This is a genomic window from Symbiobacterium thermophilum IAM 14863 (assembly GCF_000009905.1).
Lineage (GTDB): Bacteria > Bacillota > Sulfobacillia > Symbiobacteriales > Symbiobacteriaceae > Symbiobacterium > Symbiobacterium thermophilum.
Window position 1 is genome coordinate 1,916,698 of the sequence record NC_006177.1, and the last position, 18,516, is coordinate 1,935,213.

General features: G+C 68.8%; 22 protein-coding genes. 5 read left to right on the forward strand and 17 right to left on the reverse strand.

Going from position 1 to position 18,516, the window contains the following annotated elements:
• The first annotated feature begins 139 nt into the window (after positions 1 to 139).
• Positions 140 to 337: a hypothetical protein gene (locus STH_RS08910; protein ID WP_043713842.1), complete on the forward strand. Its 198-nt coding sequence runs from the start codon at positions 140 to 142 to the stop codon at positions 335 to 337.
• 71 nt (positions 338 to 408) lie between these two features.
• Here STH_RS08910 and STH_RS08915 read toward each other — a convergent pair whose 3' ends face one another.
• The 12 genes from STH_RS08915 to STH_RS08970 form a co-directional block, all read right to left on the reverse strand.
• On the reverse strand, positions 409 to 699 hold the full coding sequence (locus STH_RS08915; RefSeq protein ID WP_011195900.1) for a hypothetical protein: 291 nt from the start codon (positions 697 to 699) through the stop codon (positions 409 to 411).
• 57 nt (positions 700 to 756) lie between these two features.
• Positions 757 to 1,632 carry a PHP domain-containing protein gene (locus STH_RS08920; protein ID WP_050742196.1) on the reverse strand — a complete coding sequence of 292 codons (876 nt, stop codon included), beginning with the start codon at positions 1,630 to 1,632 and terminating at the stop codon, positions 757 to 759.
• Positions 1,633 to 3,108, reverse strand: a complete 1,476-nt coding sequence (locus STH_RS08925) for a leucyl aminopeptidase (protein ID WP_011195902.1) — start codon at positions 3,106 to 3,108, stop codon at positions 1,633 to 1,635.
• Between the two features lie 44 nt (positions 3,109 to 3,152).
• Positions 3,153 to 4,127, reverse strand: a complete 975-nt coding sequence (locus tag STH_RS08930; protein WP_050742197.1) for a dipeptidase — start codon at positions 4,125 to 4,127, stop codon at positions 3,153 to 3,155.
• Between the two features lie 150 nt (positions 4,128 to 4,277).
• Positions 4,278 to 4,538: a stage V sporulation protein S gene (locus tag STH_RS08935; protein WP_043713843.1), complete on the reverse strand. Its 261-nt coding sequence runs from the start codon at positions 4,536 to 4,538 to the stop codon at positions 4,278 to 4,280.
• Between the two features lie 50 nt (positions 4,539 to 4,588).
• A complete protein-coding gene (locus tag STH_RS08940) occupies positions 4,589 to 5,410 on the reverse strand; it encodes a TIGR00282 family metallophosphoesterase (protein WP_043713844.1) in 822 nt (273 codons plus the stop codon).
• A 252-nt stretch (positions 5,411 to 5,662) separates the two neighbouring features.
• On the reverse strand, positions 5,663 to 6,178 hold the full coding sequence (locus STH_RS08945; RefSeq protein ID WP_011195906.1) for a hypothetical protein: 516 nt from the start codon (positions 6,176 to 6,178) through the stop codon (positions 5,663 to 5,665).
• 146 nt (positions 6,179 to 6,324) lie between these two features.
• Entirely contained in the window at positions 6,325 to 7,878 is a 1,554-nt protein-coding gene (gene rny, locus STH_RS08950; RefSeq protein WP_011195907.1) for a ribonuclease Y, read from the reverse strand.
• Between the two features lie 341 nt (positions 7,879 to 8,219).
• On the reverse strand, positions 8,220 to 8,966 hold the full coding sequence (locus STH_RS08955; protein WP_011195908.1) for a hypothetical protein: 747 nt from the start codon (positions 8,964 to 8,966) through the stop codon (positions 8,220 to 8,222).
• A 37-nt stretch (positions 8,967 to 9,003) separates the two neighbouring features.
• A complete protein-coding gene (locus tag STH_RS08960) occupies positions 9,004 to 9,351 on the reverse strand; it encodes a hypothetical protein (RefSeq protein ID WP_011195909.1) in 348 nt (115 codons plus the stop codon).
• Positions 9,352 to 9,373: 22 nt separating this feature from the next.
• The gene (locus STH_RS08965; RefSeq protein WP_011195910.1) at positions 9,374 to 10,468 is read right to left on the reverse strand and encodes an ABC transporter ATP-binding protein; all 1,095 of its coding nucleotides are present in this window, start codon (positions 10,466 to 10,468) and stop codon (positions 9,374 to 9,376) included.
• A 205-nt stretch (positions 10,469 to 10,673) separates the two neighbouring features.
• Entirely contained in the window at positions 10,674 to 11,570 is an 897-nt protein-coding gene (locus tag STH_RS08970; RefSeq protein WP_338054937.1) for a pseudouridine synthase, read from the reverse strand.
• A gap of 185 nt (positions 11,571 to 11,755) precedes the next feature.
• On the opposite strand from STH_RS08970, the gene STH_RS08975 reads away from it, so the two are divergent.
• Complete coding sequence (locus STH_RS08975) at positions 11,756 to 12,214, forward strand: hypothetical protein (RefSeq protein WP_011195912.1); 459 nt, start codon at positions 11,756 to 11,758, stop codon at positions 12,212 to 12,214.
• A 47-nt stretch (positions 12,215 to 12,261) separates the two neighbouring features.
• On the opposite strand, the gene STH_RS08980 is transcribed toward STH_RS08975, so the two are convergent.
• The 4 genes from STH_RS08980 to STH_RS17210 all read right to left on the reverse strand — a co-directional run bounded on the left by STH_RS08980 (position 12,262) and on the right by STH_RS17210 (position 14,316).
• A complete protein-coding gene (locus STH_RS08980; protein ID WP_011195913.1) occupies positions 12,262 to 12,723 on the reverse strand; it encodes a RidA family protein in 462 nt (153 codons plus the stop codon).
• Positions 12,724 to 12,776: 53 nt separating this feature from the next.
• Positions 12,777 to 13,307: a spore maturation protein gene (locus STH_RS08985; RefSeq protein ID WP_011195914.1), complete on the reverse strand. Its 531-nt coding sequence runs from the start codon at positions 13,305 to 13,307 to the stop codon at positions 12,777 to 12,779.
• Between the two features lie 5 nt (positions 13,308 to 13,312).
• On the reverse strand, positions 13,313 to 13,903 hold the full coding sequence (locus tag STH_RS08990) for a nucleoside recognition domain-containing protein (RefSeq protein ID WP_011195915.1): 591 nt from the start codon (positions 13,901 to 13,903) through the stop codon (positions 13,313 to 13,315).
• A gap of 122 nt (positions 13,904 to 14,025) precedes the next feature.
• Positions 14,026 to 14,316: a cyclic-di-AMP receptor gene (locus tag STH_RS17210; protein WP_011195916.1), complete on the reverse strand. Its 291-nt coding sequence runs from the start codon at positions 14,314 to 14,316 to the stop codon at positions 14,026 to 14,028.
• 156 nt (positions 14,317 to 14,472) lie between these two features.
• Between STH_RS17210 and STH_RS17215 the strand changes: the two genes are divergently transcribed.
• The gene (locus STH_RS17215; RefSeq protein ID WP_050742199.1) at positions 14,473 to 15,558 is read left to right on the forward strand and encodes a polysaccharide deacetylase family protein; all 1,086 of its coding nucleotides are present in this window, start codon (positions 14,473 to 14,475) and stop codon (positions 15,556 to 15,558) included.
• Here the strand turns inward: STH_RS17215 and STH_RS09005 are convergent, their stop codons facing one another.
• Entirely contained in the window at positions 15,559 to 16,692 is a 1,134-nt protein-coding gene (locus STH_RS09005) for a glycosyl hydrolase family 18 protein (protein WP_050742200.1), read from the reverse strand.
• 264 nt (positions 16,693 to 16,956) lie between these two features.
• Between STH_RS09005 and STH_RS09010 the strand changes: the two genes are divergently transcribed.
• Positions 16,957 to 17,457, forward strand: coding sequence for a hypothetical protein (locus tag STH_RS09010; RefSeq protein ID WP_011195919.1), 501 nt, complete (start codon positions 16,957 to 16,959; stop codon positions 17,455 to 17,457).
• Positions 17,442 to 18,422, forward strand: coding sequence for a hypothetical protein (locus STH_RS09015; RefSeq protein WP_011195920.1), 981 nt, complete (start codon positions 17,442 to 17,444; stop codon positions 18,420 to 18,422). Before STH_RS09010 ends, STH_RS09015 begins: the two co-directional genes overlap by 16 nt.
• The last annotated feature ends 94 nt before the right edge of the window (positions 18,423 to 18,516 follow it).

The window sequence follows — 18,516 nt, forward strand, 5'->3', positions numbered from 1 at the left end:
CCAAAGGACGTGACGGTGGCATGAATCGTTCAGGGAAAGTGAAGACTAACATTAGGAAGCGGGTGTCACCTGAAACCTTCACTTGGCGTGCCGTGGCTGGTACAATGGCCTCAGAAGGAGCGAACAGGAGGTGGAGCTCGTGACCGTGAAGCGCAAGCAGATCCGGAACGGTGGCTCCGTCCTGAGCCTCAGAGCAGTCGTCCCCGAGGGCTGGCGGGACGAACCCCCGGCCTTCGTCGGTGATCCGTTCTTCGACTGGGAATCCCGCCCTGAACCTCCTCGTCCCGACCGGCAGATCCGACTGGGCGTTAAGCAGTCCAAACGTCCGCAGACATAGAGTGCGGCGCCCCCGGGGAGACCCCCGGGGGCGCTTCGCGTTGGTGGCCGCGGGCGCCGCGCGCCCTGCAGCTACCCGGAGGAGACATCGGTCTGCCGGCGCAGGGACTCCTCCAGGCGCACGATGCGGATGTTCCGCTCCAGCACCGCCCGGGCGAACCGCGCGGTCTTCCGCTGCAGCCGGCCGTTCTCCGCCTCCAGCCGGGCAACCAAGGCGCGCCGCTCACGCTCCTGCGCGGCCAGCAGGTTCATCAGGATCCGGCGGCTGGTCCGAAGCCCCCGGATGCGCTCCTCCAGCAGCCGGGTCCGCTCCTCCAGCGCCCGGATCCGGTCGCGCAGGGCCTGCACCTCGTCGTACCCCACGTTCGCCCCCCTCCGGTCGCGTTGGCTCCTGGCTAGTTTACCTCCTGCGGAGAGAGATTATGCCAGCGACCCGCGCGACCGCTGGTACCAGAGGGAGAGCGCCTTCAGCCTTTCCACCACGTCCATCCCCACGTTGACCGTGCCCGGCACCACCGTGCGGGTCCCCTGCGGGCCGTGGCTGTCGGTGCCGCCAGTGACGACGAGGCCTGCGTCGTGGCCCCAGCGGGCGTAGAACTGGCGCTGCAGCTCGCTGTGGTCCGTGTGGTAGGCCTCGATGCCCATGACCCCGGCGGCGATCGCCTCCCGCACCCACCGGTCGTCCCCGATCAGCCCGGGGTGCGCCAGCACCGGCACACCGCCCGCCTGCCTGACGACGGCGATCGCCTCCGCCGGCTCCAGCTTGGGACGCGGCACGTAGGCCGGCCGACCCTGGGCCAGGAATCGCTCGAACGCTTCCTTGAGGGTGCGCACGATCCCCAGGTCCACCAGCTCCGCGGCGATGTGCGGGCGCCCCACGGACTCCCCGCCCCGGGCGAGGATCCGCTCCAGCGACACATCGGCGTAGCCCAGCGCGTGCAGCTTCGCCACCGCCTCCTCCACCCGCTTCCGCCGCCCGCCCCGCATGCGGCGCAGCAGATCAGCCATCCCCGGGTCCTCCGGGTCGAAGTAGTACGCGAGGATGTGCACTTCGGTCCCGCCCACCTCGGTGGAGAGCTCACATCCGGGCACCAGCTCGATGCCTGCCTCCTCCGCGGCCTCCTTCGCCTCGGCCCAGCCGGCGATGGTGTCGTGGTCCGTGATGCCCACGGCGGCCAGCCCCTGGCTGGCCGCCCATCGCACCTGCTCCGCCGGGGTCAGCGTCCCGTCGGAGGCGGTGGTGTGGTTGTGCAGGTCCGCGCGCCCCTGAGGCGGCGGCATCGGAATCCGCACCATCTAGCGCAGGCCCTCCGCGAAGCGCCGGGCGGCCTCGACGAAGGTGCGGGTCCCGACGCCGGTGGCGCCCTCGTCCTCATACTCGTCGCTGCCGCTCTTCCACGCCACCGCGGCGATGTCCAGGTGGACGCACGGCGTGTCCCCCACGTGCTTCATGAGGAAGAGACCGCCTGCCACGGTGCCCGCGGCCCTGTTCTTCGTCCCGTTGATCATGTCCGCGACCGAAGACTTGATGAGGTCGTAGTACTCCTCGTCGTGGGGCAGCTTCCAGCCCCGCTCCCCGGCGGCCTCGCCGGCCCGGTAGACCTCTTCCTCCCAGGCGTCGTCGTTGGCCACCAGGGCGTAGCGGATCGGCCCCAGGGCGATGTTGCAGGCGCCCGTCAGCGTCGAGGCGGTGATGATCTTGCGGCAGCCCTGCTTCGCCGCGTACGCCAGGCCGTCGGCCAGGATCAGCCGGCCCTCGGCGTCGGTGGAGCGGATCTCCACCGTCTTGCCGGAGAGGCCCGAAACGACGTCGCCAGGCTTGTACGAGCCGCCGTCCGGCATGTTGTCGGTGGAGGGGATGACCGCCATCACGTCGGCCTTCACCTTCAGCCGGGCGATGGCCTGCATGGCGCCGATGACGGCCGCGGCGCCGCCCATGTCCATCTTCATGTTCCACATGCCCTCGGTGGGCTTGATGGAGATTCCGCCGGAGTCAAAGGTGAGTCCCTTGCCCACCAGGCCCAGCCACGGCCCCTGGCCGCCGTTGCCCTTGTACCGCATCACGATGAAGCGCGGCTCCTCCCGGGAGCCCTGGTTTACGGCAAGCAGCAGGCCCAGGCCCAGCTCCTCGCAGCCTTTCTTGTCGTATACCTCGACCTCGATGCCGTTCTCCCTGCACATCTCCGCGGCGCGCTCCGCCAGCTTCGCGGCCGTCAGGTGGTTGCCCGGCGTCCAGGCCAGGGCGCGGGCGAGGTTGACCCCCTCCGCCACGATGCGGCCGTGCTCCGCTCCTTCCCGGGCTCGCTCGCCGCCCAGGATGTGCACGGCCTCCACCTCGGGGCGGGGCTTCTTCTCCGACTTCCAGTCAGGCAAGCGGAAGAGGCCGTGCAGCGCCCCCTCGGTGATGAAGCGGGCGGCAGCCGCCTCGTCCATCTCCACCGCCCCGGGCAGCGCGAAGGCGATCGACCGGGCGCCGCTCTTCCGGGCCGCACGCGCCCCGATGCCCGCGGCGCGCCGCAGCGACCGGTTGGTGACCTTCTCCGCCTTCCCGAGGCCCAGGAGCAGGACCTTGCGCGCCGGCAGCCGGCCCCCGGTGTACAGCAGCGTTGTCTGCCCCATCTCGCCCTTGAAGTCCGCGCCCACCACCTGCGCGCACAGCCCGCCCAGCGCCTCGTTCACGTCGGCCGGCGCCGGGGTGCCCTCGGTGAGCGGCAGAATCAGCACGTCCACGGCGACTTCGGTGAGAGCCTGGCTGGTTACCTCGACCTTCATGTGTGACGCCTCCTTCCCTGAATCGAGCCACCGCGCCGGAACCGCTACCGCAGAACCTGTTGGAAGACCCGCAAGTAGTTGCCGCCCAGGATCTTGACCAGGTCGGCCTCCCCGTACCCCCGCCGCATGAGCTCCGCCGTCAACCGGGGCAGGCAGGTGACGTCCTCCAGCCCGGGCGGCGGCGTCGCCCCGTCGAAGTCCGAGCCCAGGCCGACGTGGTCGGCATTGCCCAGCAACTGGCACACGTGGTCGATGTGATCGGCCACCGTCGTCAAGGCTGCGGTCTCCCGGCCCATAAAGCTGGACACGAAGGAGATGCCGAACACGCCGCCGTGCGCGGCCAGGGCCCGGATCTGCTCATCGGTCAGGTTCCGGGGGTGATCGTACAGCGCCTGGCAGTTGCCGTGGGTGAACAGCACCGGGTCCTCCGACAGTTCCAGCACCTGGAAGAACCCTGCCGGCGTGATGTGGGCCAGGTCGATGAGCATGCCCAACCGGTTCATCTCGCGCACCACCTCGCGACCGAACCGGGTGAGGCCGCCGCCGGACTCGGGTTCGCCGACCCCTTCGGCCACCTCGTTGCGGTGGTTCCAGACGAGGCCCATCATGCGCACGCCCAGCCGGTAGTAGTTGCGCAGCAGGGCCAGGGACCCCTGGATCGCCTCCGCCCCCTCGATGTTCAGCAGCACGGCCAGTTCGCCGGCCGCGTGGGCGGCGGTGACGTCGTCGGCCCGCAGCACCAGCCGCACGCCTTCGGCCGCGTCGATCTGGCCCAGCAGCCCGTCGATGGCCTCGTGCGCCCGCCGCGGGGCCACGGGGTAGTAGACCGGGTCGACCCAGGCCGCCTGCACCGTGCAGGTGACCCCGGCCTCCCGGGCCCGGGGCCAGTCGATGTGCCCCTTGTCCGACCGTTCGGTCAGGGTGCGCTCGCCGGCCAGGACCATCAGGATCGAATCCGCGTGCCCATCAATCACCGGGCAGCGGCGGTGCAGCGCCGCTGCCTCCTCCAGGTGCACCATCTGCGACTCCCTCCCGAGCGCGTTGCCGTTAGGAGTGTTTCCATTTCGATGGGCGAAACCCCTCCAAACAGCACAGCCCGACCCTCACGGGTCGGGCGTGTTATGTGCGTGCCTGTCGCTCACCCTCATCTGCGCGTCAGGTCGCTCGGCTCAGCGCGGCTCGACGATCAGCTTGATCGCCGTGCGCTCCTCCCCATCAATCTTCAGATCGGTAAACGCCGGGATGCAGATCAGATCGACGCCGCTGGGCGCAACGAACCCGCGGGCGATCGCCACCGCCTTGACCGCCTGGTTGAGCGCTCCTGCCCCAATTGCCTGGATCTCGGCGGAGCCACGCTCGCGCAGGCAACCCGCGAGAGCGCCCGCCACTGCGTTCGGGCTCGACTTCGCCGACACCTTCAGCACTTCCATAACCAATGTCCCCTCCACTGGTATTTGGTGGTTGATGAGTTGCTAATATCCTACCATCTTCCAAAGAGACTAGCAAGTGGTTCTGTAGCCACTTCTCTTTCCAAGATTCGCTGGATGCCGGTGGCCTTGCCGGTCGCTTCATCCACCTCGATGAGCACCGCCGACAGGATCGCCGGCCCCCGGGCAGCCTCCAGCCGAACGGGACGCTGCGTCAGGAACCGCTCCAGCACCAGCTCGCGGTCGGCACCGATCACCGACACCCAGGGACCACACATGCCCACGTCGGTCATGTAGGCCGTCCCCCCGGGCAGGATGACCTCGTCCGCCGTCTGCACATGGGTGTGCGTGCCGATGACGGCGCTCACCTGACCGTCCAGAAACCAGCCCATCGCCTGCTTCTCAGACGTGGCCTCCGCGTGACAGTCGACAATGATCACCGGCGTGCTCTGCCTGAGCCGCTCCACTTCCCCCTCCACGGCCCGGAACGGGTCCTCCAGCAGCTGCGGAGAGTACACCCGCCCCTGCACCTGAACCACCGCCAGCAGGGGCCTGCCCCCGCGGCGGACGATGTACGAACCCGCTCCCGGTGTCCCCGGAGGGTAGTTCAGGGGGCGGATCAGGCGTGGTTCCCCATCGATATATGTGGCGATCTCCCGCTTGTCGAAGGCGTGGTTGCCCAGCGTGATCACGTCGACGCCCAGTGAGAACAGCTCCTGGCAGATCTGCGCGCTGATGCCCTTGCCTCCCGCTGCATTCTCACCGTTGACGATCACCGCATCCGCGCCGGTCTCCTTCACCAGCGGGGTCAGCCGCCGCGCCACCACCTCCCGACCCACTCGACCGTATACGTCACCGAAGAACAAAATGCGCAAGGCGCCGCGCCTCCAGTCTATAGCCCGCTTTTCCCACCGTTTGGGATATGCTTTATTATACCCGACCCGGTGGTTCAGGGGTTGACTGGAATCGCAAGGTGCGCTCACCAATCAATACGCATCCCGGTGCACAAAAGTTCGCAACTCCCATAAGAAAGTTATGGCTCCGCCCCCTACCACCGCCCGGGCGCGCAAAGGCCGGTCGGCGCCCTCCGTCTGAGGGGCCGACCGGCCGGTCGCGTTGGCTACCATTTACTTATGGAAGATCATCAGCCTGCCGTTTTCCCGAATGGCGATCAGGTTGGGCTGCTGCCGCTGGTTGCTGAGCGAGGCCATGACCTCCTCGATCAGCTCGTCCTGGGCCATCAGCTCCTCCTCGCCGAAGTACTCCATAGGCTCGGTCAGGAGCCGCTGCTGGAACAGTGACCGCACGACCGCCACCACGGTGTAGAGCTCCTCGGGGCTGAGGCTGTGCACGTCCCGTTCGACGGCAATGGTGTTCAGCTCCCCGAACGCCGTGCGGCGCACCTCGATGAGGTCAGCCTCCCGCTGGTTCATCAGGTGGTAAACCTCCAGCGTCTCCCGGATGCGGCCTGCTGCCGCCGAGAACTCCTCGTCCGTCAGCGGGCCCTTCACCAGGAAGGAGAGACGCAGGGCCTGGCGCCCCGGATCGTACCGCACCGTGGCGATTTCGGGGTAGCGGATGGCGTAGCTGACGAGCAGCTGAATGGTGCGAGCCGAGGGCTCGTCGCCCCTGCGCTTGTTCACCCCATCATGCCTCCTTCACTGGGGAAGCGATGTTCCCCGCACAAGCTCCCGCCCGAGCGACGCTGCGCCGACAGCTCAGGACGAGTGTCGGCGCAGTGTGCGCTCTGTTCTTATGACGTCTGCGCCGGGAGAAAAGTTCGCCTGCGTCAGCGGGCGTACTCCACCGCGCGCGTCTCCCGCACGACGACCACCCGGATCTGTCCCGGGTACTCCAGCTCTTCCTCGATCTTGCGCGCGATCTCCTTGGTCAGCTTCAGCGCGGCGTAGTCGTCGATCTTCTCCGGCTTCACCATGACCCGGATCTCGCGCCCGGCCTGGATCGCGTAGGACTTGTCGACGCCGTCGAAGCTGTCCGCCAGGGCCTCCAGCTTCTCCAGCCGCTTGATGTACGTCTCCAGGGTCTCCCGCCGTGCTCCGGGCCGTGCGGCCGAGATGGCGTCCGCCGCGGCCACCAGATGCGCCTCCACCGAGCGGGGCTCGACGTCGCCGTGGTGGCACTCCATGGCGTGGATCACGTCGGGATGCTCCTTGTACCGCCGCAGCAGGCTCACGCCGATGGCCACGTGGGAGCCCTCGATCTCGTGGTCCACCGCCTTGCCGATGTCATGCAGCAACCCGGCCCGCTTGGCCACCTCCACGTTGACACCCAGCTCGGCGGCCATGATGCCGGCGAGATGCGCGACCTCGATGGAGTGCTTCAGCACGTTCTGTCCGTACGACGTGCGGAACTTCAGGCGCCCCAGCAGCTTCACCAGCTCCGGGTGCAGGTTGTGGATGCCCAGCTCGAAGCAGGCGGCGTCACCCTCCTCGCGGATCCGGGCCTCCACCTCCTTCTGCGCCTTCTCCACCATCTCCTCGATCCGGGCCGGGTGGATGCGGCCGTCCTGGATCAGCTTCTGCAGCGCGATCTTGGCGACCTCACGCCGCACCGGATCGAACGCCGAAAGCACCACCGCTTCGGGAGTATCGTCGATGATGAGATCCACGCCGGTGAGCGTCTCCAGTGTACGGATGTTCCGCCCTTCCCGGCCGATGATCCTGCCCTTCATCTCGTCGTTGGGCAGGGAAACCACCGTGACGGTCAGCTCCGAGGAGTGATCCGCGGCCACCCGCTGCACGGCCAGACCCACCAGTTCCCGGGCGCGCTTCTCGGCATTCTCCCGGGCCTCGGCGTCGATCTCCCGGATCAGCTTGGCGGCATCCGCGCGGGCCTCCTGCTCCACCTGCTTCAGGAACAGCTCCCGCGCCTCCTCCATCGTGAGCTGGGAGATGCGCTCGAGCTCGGCCATCTGCTTGTTGACCAGCTCCTGTGCCTGCTGGTTCTTGCGGTCGAGCTCCCGCTCCTTCCGGCTGAGGGTCTCTTCCTTCCGCTCCAGCTGCTCCACCTTGCGGTCGAGCTGCTCTTCCTTCTGCAGCACCCGGCGCTCCAGCCGCTGGAGCTCCGCGCGCCGCTCCTTCAGCTCCCGCTCGGCCTCGGTGCGCAGCCGGTGCACCTCTTCCTTGGCCTCGAGGATCGCTTCCTTCTTCTTAGCCTCCGCCTCCCGCAGGGCCTCGTCGACGATGTGGCGTGCCCGCGCCTCGGCGGAGTTCAGCTTCTTCCGGGACTCGCGCTCGAACCAGTAGTACCCGCCGGCCACACCGGCCGCACCACCGAGGATCAGCGCGATGACGGCAACGATCACATAGAGAATTGCCTTCACCTCCTGTCCGCATGAAAGTGATCAAGTCGCACAATCGAGGGAAAAGAAAAACGGACCACAAGCCGGTCCGTACTCCGTGCTCGCCATATGGGTACACACGCCGCCCTCGCGGCCGGCGCGCGGGTTGTCGACCAGATCGGTTTTGCCAGTCGTGATAAACCCCAAGGCGAAATGACCTTAGGAGAAACTTCTATAGCAAAACACGGGGCGTCTGCCCGTGGTTACCAGCTGAACCGGGTAACGGCACATCCATCGCACAACCAATGGCTCGCACAAAGTGGCGGACCTCTTTTCATGATAACCCGCCACGCGCTTTCTGTCAAGGTTAAGAGAATTGCGTATTAACCCATGTGCATGTCCGGTTCCCGCGACGCCAGCAGCAGCCAGGTGGCCAGCCCCACCGTCCCCCGGCCGTCCGGGCGCGCCTGTCCGAGGCCCAGCAGGTAAGGGCCCAGGTCAAAGTGCCACGTGGTGTTGATCTGCAGCAACAACCTGGCCACCTGCCCGTAACGCGGCCGGCTCTCCCGGCTCAGGCCCGAGAGCAGCCGGAAGGTGACCACCGCCTCCTCGTAAAGCCGCGCCAGCGTCCGGGCCACGGCCCGCTGGACGGCCTCCTCCAGCCCCATGGTGGACAGCTTCAGGTCCAGCCGCTCGTACAGCAGGTGCCAGTGGCGGTACCGCCCGTCCAGTTTCGCCTCCTCCTCGGGGGAGAGCGCCCCGTTCGGCTCCGCCTCGACCTCCTCCCGTGCCGCGAGGGTCGACGGCTCCAGATCCAGGCTGTCCAGCAGCCGGTTGGTCGCGGCCGCCGTCTCCCGGGCCCAGGACTCGGCGCTGTTGGCCCACCGCAGCAGGGCCAGCGCGTGGCGACGCCAGCCCGCCCGATCGCCATCGGCCACCTCCAGGAGGCTGTCCACCAGCTTCACCAGATCCGCGCAGAGGAGCTGGAGCGCCGCGAGATCGTACGCGGCGAGGTACGCCGCGTCGGGCTCCAGCCCCGCCTGCACGAGCCGCTGCCAGAGGCCCTGGCCCAGCGTCGCGGCCGACGTGGTGCGGTGGATGCGCGCCTCCGTTTCCTCCCACCAGTGCAACGCCATCCTCCTCCCGCGAGCCGGACGGCCCCCCGGCTCAGAGCTGCCTGAGCCGGGCGGCCACCTCCTCCAGCAGGTAGTCCACAGCCTCCTCCAGCTCGTCCTTGTCGGCCTCGTACGTGCTGATCTCCGCCACCGTGCCGCGGTGCAGGTGGACGGTCAGCAGCGAACCCTTGGGGAACTGGAAGCACCACATCGCGTGCTCGTTGGGACCGTGGTGTGCGCTGGGCACGCCCAGCATCACGCGGATGATCAGCCGCACGCTGCGCTCCCGACCGCGGGTGAGGTGCAGCCAGTCCTCCTTCCGGTAGGTGAGCGGCTTGCACTTGGAGAGGTGGTTGCCGAACACCTTGTGGTGGATGAACGTTTGCAGGGTATAGGCCAAACGTGTTACCTCCTCGGTGCGCTCAGCGGACCGCCATCTCCGTCGCGGCGTCGAACAGGTGCACCTTGTCCGCGTCGAAGGCCAGGTCGAGCTGGTCGTGGGGGCGGAAGCGCAGGTGGGGTTCGACCCGCGCGGTGACCTCGTCCTCGCCGGTGCGCAGGTACAGGTAGATCTCCGCGCCCAGCGGCTCGACCACCTCGATCCGCGCCGGGATGCGCGGCCCGTCGTGGGTCGCCAGGTAGGTGGGATCCGCGTGGATGTTCTCCGGCCGGATGCCCAGGATCATCTCCTTACCGGCGTAGGGGCGGGCGGCTGCGGCCAGCCGCTCGGGCAGCCGGAACTGGAAGGTGGCGGCGCGGAACACCTGGCCGTCCTCGGAGAGCCGGCCCCGCAGGAAGTTCATGGCCGGCGAGCCGATGAACCCGGCGACGAACAGGTTGGCCGGCCGGTCGTACAGCTCCTGGGGCGGCGCCACCTGCTGGATCACGCCGTCCCGCATGACCACGATGCGGTGGCCCATGGTCATGGCCTCCACCTGGTCGTGGGTGACGTAGATCGTCGTCGTCTGCAGCCGCTCGTGCAGCTTGGCCAGCTCGGTGCGCATGGATGCCCGCAGCTTGGCGTCCAGGTTGGAGAGCGGCTCGTCCATCAGGAACACCTTGGGGTTGCGCACGATGGCGCGCCCCAAGGCCACCCGCTGCCGCTGGCCGCCGGAGAGCGACTTGGGCTTGCGGCCCAGCAGGTCACTGAGGCCCAGGATGGCCGCCGCCTCCTTCACCCGCCGGTCGATCTCGGCCTTCGGGACCCTCCGGAGCTTCAGGCCGAAGGCCATGTTTTCGTAAACGTTCATGTGCGGGTACAGCGCGTAGTTCTGGAAGACCATGGCGATGTCCCGGTCCTTCGGCGCCACGTTGTTCACCAGCCGGTCGCCGATGTAGATCTCACCCTCAGTAATTTCCTCCAGGCCGGCAATCATGCGCAGGGTGGTGGACTTGCCGCACCCCGACGGCCCGACGAACACGATGAACTCGCGGTCGGCGATGTCCAGGTTAAAGTCCCGGACGACCGTCACGTCGCCGAACTTCTTGGAAACGTGCCGCAAACTGACCTCAGCCATGGAAATCGCTCACTCCTTTGGCCCCCTGAGCCCTGGCGTATTCGGGGCGGGGCGGACCCGGCCCACCCACCGGCCGCAGCGCCGGCCCGGCGGGATTTTCCCCTCGGGAGAACGCCGCCCTGACCTTCAGACACAGGAAGGCGCTCCCCTTACCACATTTCGGAGAGAGCCCTGCCTTTTCCTCTTCTGTCCTCGCGTCCGTCCCCTACCTGCGGCCCGCGCGGCGGGGCCTGCCGCCCAGCCTGAGCCCGGCCGCCCGGTACAGGTCCGCTACCTCCTGGTCGGTCAGGTAACGCCACTCGCCCACGGAAAGGTCGCCGAGCTTCAGCGGCCCCAGGGTCGTCCGGCGCAGGTGGATCACCTCGTGCCCCAGCGCCGCGAACATGCGCCGCACCTGCCGGTTGCGCCCCTCGTGGATGCGCACCGACAGGGTCGCGCTGTTGGGCGGGCGCACGTCCAGCATCTTTACCTCGGCCGGAGCCGTCGGGCCGTCCTCCAGCTCGATTCCCTCCTGCAGGGCCCGCAGCTTCGCCGGACCGGGCACGCCGCGCACCTTGACGATGTAAGTCTTCTTCACCATGCGGGACGGGTGCATCAGGCCGTGGGCCAGGTCGCCATCGTTGGTGAGGAGCAGCAGCCCCTCCGTGTCAAAGTCGAGCCGGCCGACCGGATAGACCCGCTGGGCCACCTCGTCGCCCAGCAGGTCGATCACCTTGGGCCGCCCCTGGGGGTCGTAGAGCGTCGACACGTAGCCCTTCGGCTTGTTCAGCATCACGTACACCTTGGTCTCGGGCGTGCCGAGCGGGCGGCCGTCCACCTCGATCACGTCCTTGCCGGGGACCACCTTCGTGCCCAGCTGCGTGACGACCTGGCCGTTGACCGTCACCCGACCGGCCTGGATCAGGGCCTCACAGTGGCGGCGCGAAGCCACGCCGGCCCGGGCCATCACCTTCTGCAGCCGCTCGGCCACCTCGGCCTCGGCGGCGGTGAGCCGGCGGCCTCCGGCGGCCTTGCGGCCCCCGCCGGCCTCGTGCTTCGACTTGCGCGGGCTGCGCCGTCCTGTCAGGCCGCGCTCCAGCCGATAACGCAGCTGCTCGTCCACCGAGGTAAAGCCACCGCCGCCTGCGGCCCTGCCGGCCCGCCTCCCGGCGGCGCCCTGCCGCCCAGGTCTACGGGGTTGATCTGCCATCGGATACACCTCACCATGCTCTGCTGCGGGTCATAGGATGGGGTGCTTCGTGAGGATGGCGGCCGCGGTTCCGCCGTTTCCAGGGAGGGAAGCCTGCCGTGAAACTCGGGATGGAACTCGTCGCGCGCCATCCGCTGCCGCTCAGTCTCGGGACGTTCTTCGAGACCTGGATCGCCACCGCTGCCGGCAGCGCCCGCCGCTCCCTGGGGCGGGACGAGTATCACCTGCGCATCCACGTCGACACCGGGGCCAGGCTGGCCGCCACCGGGCGCACGCACGTCTGCCAGGTCGACCTGGAGGCCGCGGGCCTCGGGCGCAACGGCGCCCGACCGGCGCTCCTCACCCCGGTGGACGTGCCGGATGGCAGCCCCGTCATCTGGGGCATCCGCACCAACCGCTTCCTCGACGTCGCCGACCTGATCGCCTCAGCCGGCGCCCGCCTGCTGCGGGAGGGGAGCGAGCCGGCGCCGTTCGCCCTCGACGACCCGCGGGTGCGCCTGGAGTGCGTCGCACCCGGGCGTTACATCGTCGACATCACCCGGCTGCTGGCCGACTGAGCAAAGAACAGGCTGCTCCGCGCAGCCTGCCCTCGGCCTTACATCGCCTATTCGGAGATGCGGGCGATCACCTCGACCTCCACCGCGGTGTCCATGGGCAGCTCCGACACGCCCACGGCGGACCGGGCGTGGAGGCCGGCTTCGCCGAAGACCTGCTGGTACAGCTCCGATGCGCCGTTGGCCACTGCCGGCTGCCCCGTGAAGCCGTCGGCGCTGTTGACGAACACGACCACCTTGACGATCTGGGCCACCTTGTCCAGCGACCCCACCGCGGACTTCAGCACCGCAAGGGTGTTGATGGCGCACAGCCGGGCCGCCTGGTACCCCTCCTCGGCGGTCAGGTCGCGGCCCACCTTGCCCTTGTACTTCAGCTGGCCGCCCTCCACCGCGATCTGGCCGCTGGTGAAGACCAGGTCACCGCTGCGGACGAAGGGGACGTAGGCCGCCACCGGCTTCGGCGCCTCCGGGATGGTGATGCCCAGTTCCTGCAACCGTTGTTCGACACTCATGTGCGGCGTATGCCTCCTCCCTGGGTTCGGTCCGCTCTATTTTTACCATAAGGTCACCGAAAAAACCACTGGCACACGTAAAGTGCGGCCAAAAATCCGACCAGGTCTGCCGTCAGGCCGACCGCGGCGCTGTACCGCACCCGCCGGATGCCCACCGAGCCGAAGTAGACCGTGAGGACGTAGAAGGTGGTATCCGTCGATCCCTGCATGATCGAGGCCAGCCGGCCGATGAACGAGTCCGGACCGTGGGTCTTCAGCAGATCGGCGGTCACCGCCAGCGCGCCGGCCCCGGAGAGCGGCCGCACGATCATCAGCGGGAGCACCTCGGGCGGAAATCCCAGCGCGCCCGTGACGCCGCTGAGGGCCGAAGCGAGCAGCTCCATCGCACCGGAAGCGCGGAAGATGGAGAGGGCGGTCAGCATCCCCACCAGGAACGGGATGATCTTGACCGCGATCTCCAGCCCCTCCTCCGCGCCTTCGACGAAGGCCTCGTACACCGGCACGCGGCGGATGGCCCCCCACAGCGGGATCAGCGCGAGCATGCCCGGCACGGCCCAGAGCGAAAGCCCGTCCAAGAGCGACATCCCGCCTACCTCCCCCGTGCCCGGAGCGACATGCGCACCGCCCAGTCCAGCCCGATGGAGAAGACGCCGGCCACCGCCGAGGCGACCAGCGTGGCCGCCACGGTCTCCGCCGGATTCACCGATCCGTAGGTCGCCCGCAGGGCGATGACCGTGCCCGGCACCAGCGTGATGGACGCGGTGTTGAGCGCCAGGAACGTGCACATCGCCTCGGAGGCCGTTTCCTTTTCCGGGTTCAGCTCCTGCAGCTCCTGCATCGCCTTCAGGCCGAAGGGGGTCGCAGCGGAACCCAGCCCCAGCATGTTGGCCGAGATGTTCATCAACATGGCCCCGACCGCGGGGTGGTCCCGGGGCACGGAGGGGAAGAGCCAGCCCACCACGGGCCGCAGCAGCGCCGCCAGCCCCTCCATGAGCCCGCTCCGCTCTGCGATCTTCATGATGCCCATCCACAGGGCCATGGTCCCGGCGAGGCCGATGGCGGTCTCGATGGCCAGCTTTCCGCCGGAGAACGCCGCGTCGGTCACCTCCGCGGCCCGACCCGTGGCGCCGGCCACAGCGACCCCGACCAGGATGAGCCCCAGCCAGATCATGTTCAGCATGCGCTGCACCCCCCGCCCGCGATGGATATGCCGGGTGGGACAAATTCAGCCCTCGTCCGCGGACAAGGCGCGGAAAAGGGGCGCCCCCGCCGTCCGGGGACGCCCCGCCGTCTGCAGCGAAGCTACACCTTCAGCATCCGCTCCACGCCCAGGATGAAGACCGTCGCGCTCGACTGGGGCGCCGTCTTGCCCCCCTTCAGACTCCCCTGGCCCACCTGTGCGCCGGGACATGCGCCGCGGATGGCGTCGAGCGCCTCCTCCAGCTGATCATCCCGGACGCCGATGAGGAAGGTGGTGTTGCCGGCCTTCAGAAAGCCTCCCGTGGAAGACAGCTTGGTCGCCCCCAACCCCTTCCGGGTCAGCGCATCCGTCAGCGGCCCGGCGTACTCGTCGCGCACCACGGCTACGATCATCTTCACGAAGCGATCCCTCCTGATGACCCTGCTCGGGCAAGACACCTTTCGGCACGCCACCCCGGTTTCCCTGCGCCCCGCGCCCGGTTTGACAGCCGCATAGCGCGGCCGCGGTGGACATACCGTGAAGCGAAGGCAGACGAGGGGTGGTTGGTCATGTACCGGTCTTCCCGGGCGCAGTTCGTCGTCGTCCGGATCAACCGCTGGTGGGTGGCGGGCGCCCTCGCCCTGCTCCTGGCGGCCCTGGCCCTGCCCTGGGGCGGCAGGCGGCCCGCCGCCGACAACGGGGCGCTGCGGGTCGCCCAGGGCGTTACCCTGCTGGGGTTCGACTTCTCGGGGATGACGGAGCGCGAGGCCAAGGCGCTGCTCGGCGAGCTGGCCACCGGCTACCGGGCGCTGCCCGTATCCGCCCGCCGGTACGAGTCGGCGGACGGCATCGCCTATACCGTTCCTGAGCTCAACGGGTACGAGCTGGACGTGGAGCGTTCCTGGCTGCGGCTGGCCACGGCGCCGCCGGGCACGGCCGTGGAGCCCGCGGTGCAGGTGCAGCCTGCCGAGACGCGCCTTGCCGACCTGCCCCTCGGCGCGATCCGCCAGGGCAACAGCGAGAAGCAGGCCGTCGCCCTGCTGATCAACGTCGACTGGGGCACCGAGGAACTGACGCGCATGCTGCCGATCCTGAAGCGCAAGGACGCCAGGGCCACCTTCTTCCTCTCCGGCCGGTGGGCCGAGCAGAACCCCAACCTGACCCGCCTCATCGCCGCGGACGGCCACGAGGTGGCCACCCACGGCCACAACCTGACCCACGGGCCGAAGGCGCTGGCCCGCGCCGGGCGGCTCAAAGACGACATCGCCCAATCGGTCCGCGTCATCGAGGAGATCACCGGCCGCAAGGTCAAGTACTACGCGCCCCACAAAGCCGAGGTCGACCAGGCGGTCCTGCAGACCGCGGCCGACCTGAACCTGCAGACGGTGCTCTACAGCCTGGACACGGTGGACTGGAACGAACAGTACGCCACGCCCGCGCGCATCCTGGAGACCTTCCAGAAAGCCAAGGCCGGCGACCTCATTCTGATGCACCCCAAGCCCAACACCGTCCAGGTGCTGGAGCAGGCCATCGACTTGCTGCAGAGCCGGGGCTACCGCCTGGTCACGCTGAGCGAGATGCTCTCGCCCGATCCGCTGCCGCCGGGCGCCACCGGGCTACAGCCGCCGGAAGAGGGCACCGGAGGATCCCGGTGACTACAGATGGTCCACGACGACCTCCCAGAGGCCGTCTTCATTGAGCCCCAGCCGCCAGATGGCGATCCCGCCGAGACCGTACCGCCCGACCAGTCGCAGCTTGGCCGCGGCGGAGCGGCTGTTCTCGAAGTAGACGATATGCTCCGCGCCGTCGGCGACGTAGCGGAACCAGGGAACCTGGGCCTCGTCGTCCCACCGCACCTCGGCGCCGTGCCTGGCCGCGAGGCTGTACGCACCGCCGGTGGAGAGCCCGCCGACAACCTGCCGCGTCCCGGCGATCCAGTCGTAGCCGTAGGCCGGGATGCCGAGCAGGATCTTCTCGGGCGGGATCTGGGTCACGGCGTACGCGACGACCCGCTCCACCCAGGGCAGCGACGCCACCGGACCGTGGGGCAGGCCCCAGGTGTGTTCGTCGTAGGCCATGATGGCGATCTCGTCGGCGATCTCGCCCAACGCGGCGTAGTCAAAGGCGCCGCCCCAGTTGGAGGTGGTGTCGTCCCACGTCTTGGCCGGCACCGACAGCGTCAGCCGGATCCCGCCGGGCTTCAGGACCGCGGCCGCCTCCGCCGCCAGGGCGGTGTAGCCGGCGCGCAGGTCGCCCGGCACGTTCTCGATGTCGATGTCGATGCCCGCCAGGCCGTGCTCCCGGGCGATGGCCAGCATGTCGGCCACCGCGCGGCTCCGGCGCGCAGGATCGGACAGCACGGCCCGGGCGATCTCGGCGCTGAACTGACCGTTCTGCATGTTGTGGACCAGACCGTAGACGGGGACTCCCAACTCTGCGGCCGCCGCGGCGAGGGCGGGGTAGGACCGGGTCGTGACGGAGCCATCCGCGTGCAGCTCCAGGGCGAAGTTGACGACCCGGTCCACGCGCGCCCCCGCCCTGCGCAGCGCGTTCAGCGCGCGTACGTCGCCCTCCCAGTCCTCCGCGTAGTAGGCGACCACCACCGGCCCTTCGTCCACCGCCGGCGGTTCGGCCGTCAACACCACCCACCCGTCGCCGGCCAGGTCGGGCAGGACCCATGACCGGCCGGACTGGAGCTCCGCCGGGACGGGCAGCGCCCCCGCCGGCAGTCCGGGTGCGCCGGCCACCACGGTGCCTGCCAGCAGCAGCGCCCCGATCAGCAACCCCACCCAGAGCGGTCTCCCCAGCCTGCGCACTGCCCCACCCCCGATATAATCCAACACGAAAATGTGTCGTGTTAGATTGTAGCGGTGATGGCGATTCCCTGCCAATTGGGAGTTGTTGGCGGGGTGGTGGCGGGGTGGCCGCTTCACCCGCCCGTGCGGCGCCGAAGGATGTTGGAACAAGCATGCTGAAACAGTATGGGAAGTCGCAGACGCCATAGCTGAACAGGTCAGGGTCTGCAGATCATCGCCACACGGGAGGCACCACGGATGGGCATCCTCGACCAGATCACCGGAAAGGCCATCGCACAGCAGGTCACGGAGTACAGCGAGATCTACGGCGAAATCCTGATCGGTCTGCACCGGGATGTCGAGCACCTGCGGGACGACGTGGACCGGGCGCAGCAGGCCCTGGCACGCGCCGAGCAGAAGGTCGAACGCCTCGACCAGCAAGCCACCCGCCTGGACCGGCAGCACGACGCGCTGCGCAGCGAGGTCCAGCAGGCGATTGCCCAGTTCCAGGGCCTGGTCGGGTGCCTGGAGGGCGCGGAGGCCGAACTGGTTTCCCTGCGCACCGCCGTCGCCAGATTAGACCCGACCCCGGCGGGGCACCCCGAGGACGGAGAACCCGGCTCCAGCGGCCTGTCGGTGGGCGCCCTGTGGCGGGAACTGGAGGTGCAGCGCCGGCGCGTGCGCACCCTCGTCTTCCTCTGTCTGCTGTCCCTGCTGTCTTCCGTGGTCCTGGGGGTCATCACATGGACGAAAGGCTGAGGCGCCTCGCCGAGCGATACCGCGCCGGGAACGGGGATCGCAGACCCGTCAAGGAGCGAGTGGCCGCGCTTTACCGAACCTACGTTGCGAAGCGTGAAGGCGCGCTGATCGACGCGGCTGCGGCCGCCGCGGCCGTGCACAGCCTGTTCGCCGCAGACCCGGCGTCGGCGGTGGCCGTCGACCCCCGTCTGGAGGAGGCCTTCCGCCTGGCCTTTCCCAACGTGGACCCTGAGTCGCTCCGGGGGCTGGATCCGGACGCTCTGGCGCCGTACCTGCCCGCCCTCAAGGGGAAGTACTTTGAGGTGTTGGTCAGGGATCGGCTCAACGAGGGCCAATGGGTGGGCGACATCCGGCTCGCGCCCGGGCAGAGGGCGGTCCTGGCGGACTCGGCCACGCAGCCCGGCTGGGACCTGCAGATCCTGAACGAGGACGGTTCGGTCGCCGAGCTCCTGCAGCTGAAGGCGACGAACTCCCTCAGCTACGTGAAGGCGGCCTTGGAACGGTATCCGGATATCCAGGTTCTCACCACGGATGAGGTGCTGGCCGCCGGCGGAGATCTTCAGGGTGTGCTGGGCAGCGGCTTCTCCGATGCGGAACTGGAGCAGGCCGTCGACCGGGGGATCGAGGCGCTGTTCGGAGACGCTTCGGAGTCCGTCCTGGGTGAAGTCCTGCCGGCACTGCCCTTCGTGCTGATCGCGCTCCGCGAGGGGCGGTGCGTCCTCATGGGTCGTAAGACCCTTGCGGTGGCGTGTCAGGACGGGCTCACGGGCGCAGCCAGGTCCGGCGTAGCGATCGGCGCCGGCGCGTTGGCGGCAAACCTCGTATCCCCCGGGTTCGGCATGGCCACCGCGGCGCTGGTGCGGATGGGCATTCACCGCCACGACCGCCTGAGCCGGGCGTCCGGCCTGATCCAAGTGAGGCTGGAGCAGCTGAAGCGCCTGAGGGCCAGACCGGCGGCCCCGTAGACGCTCCCGGAAGCCGCCGACGGCGCCGGTTTCGGGAGGGGCACCGGGGAAGGGAAGCCGGGGGTACAGGAAATCGTGAAGTCCGGGGCGAATC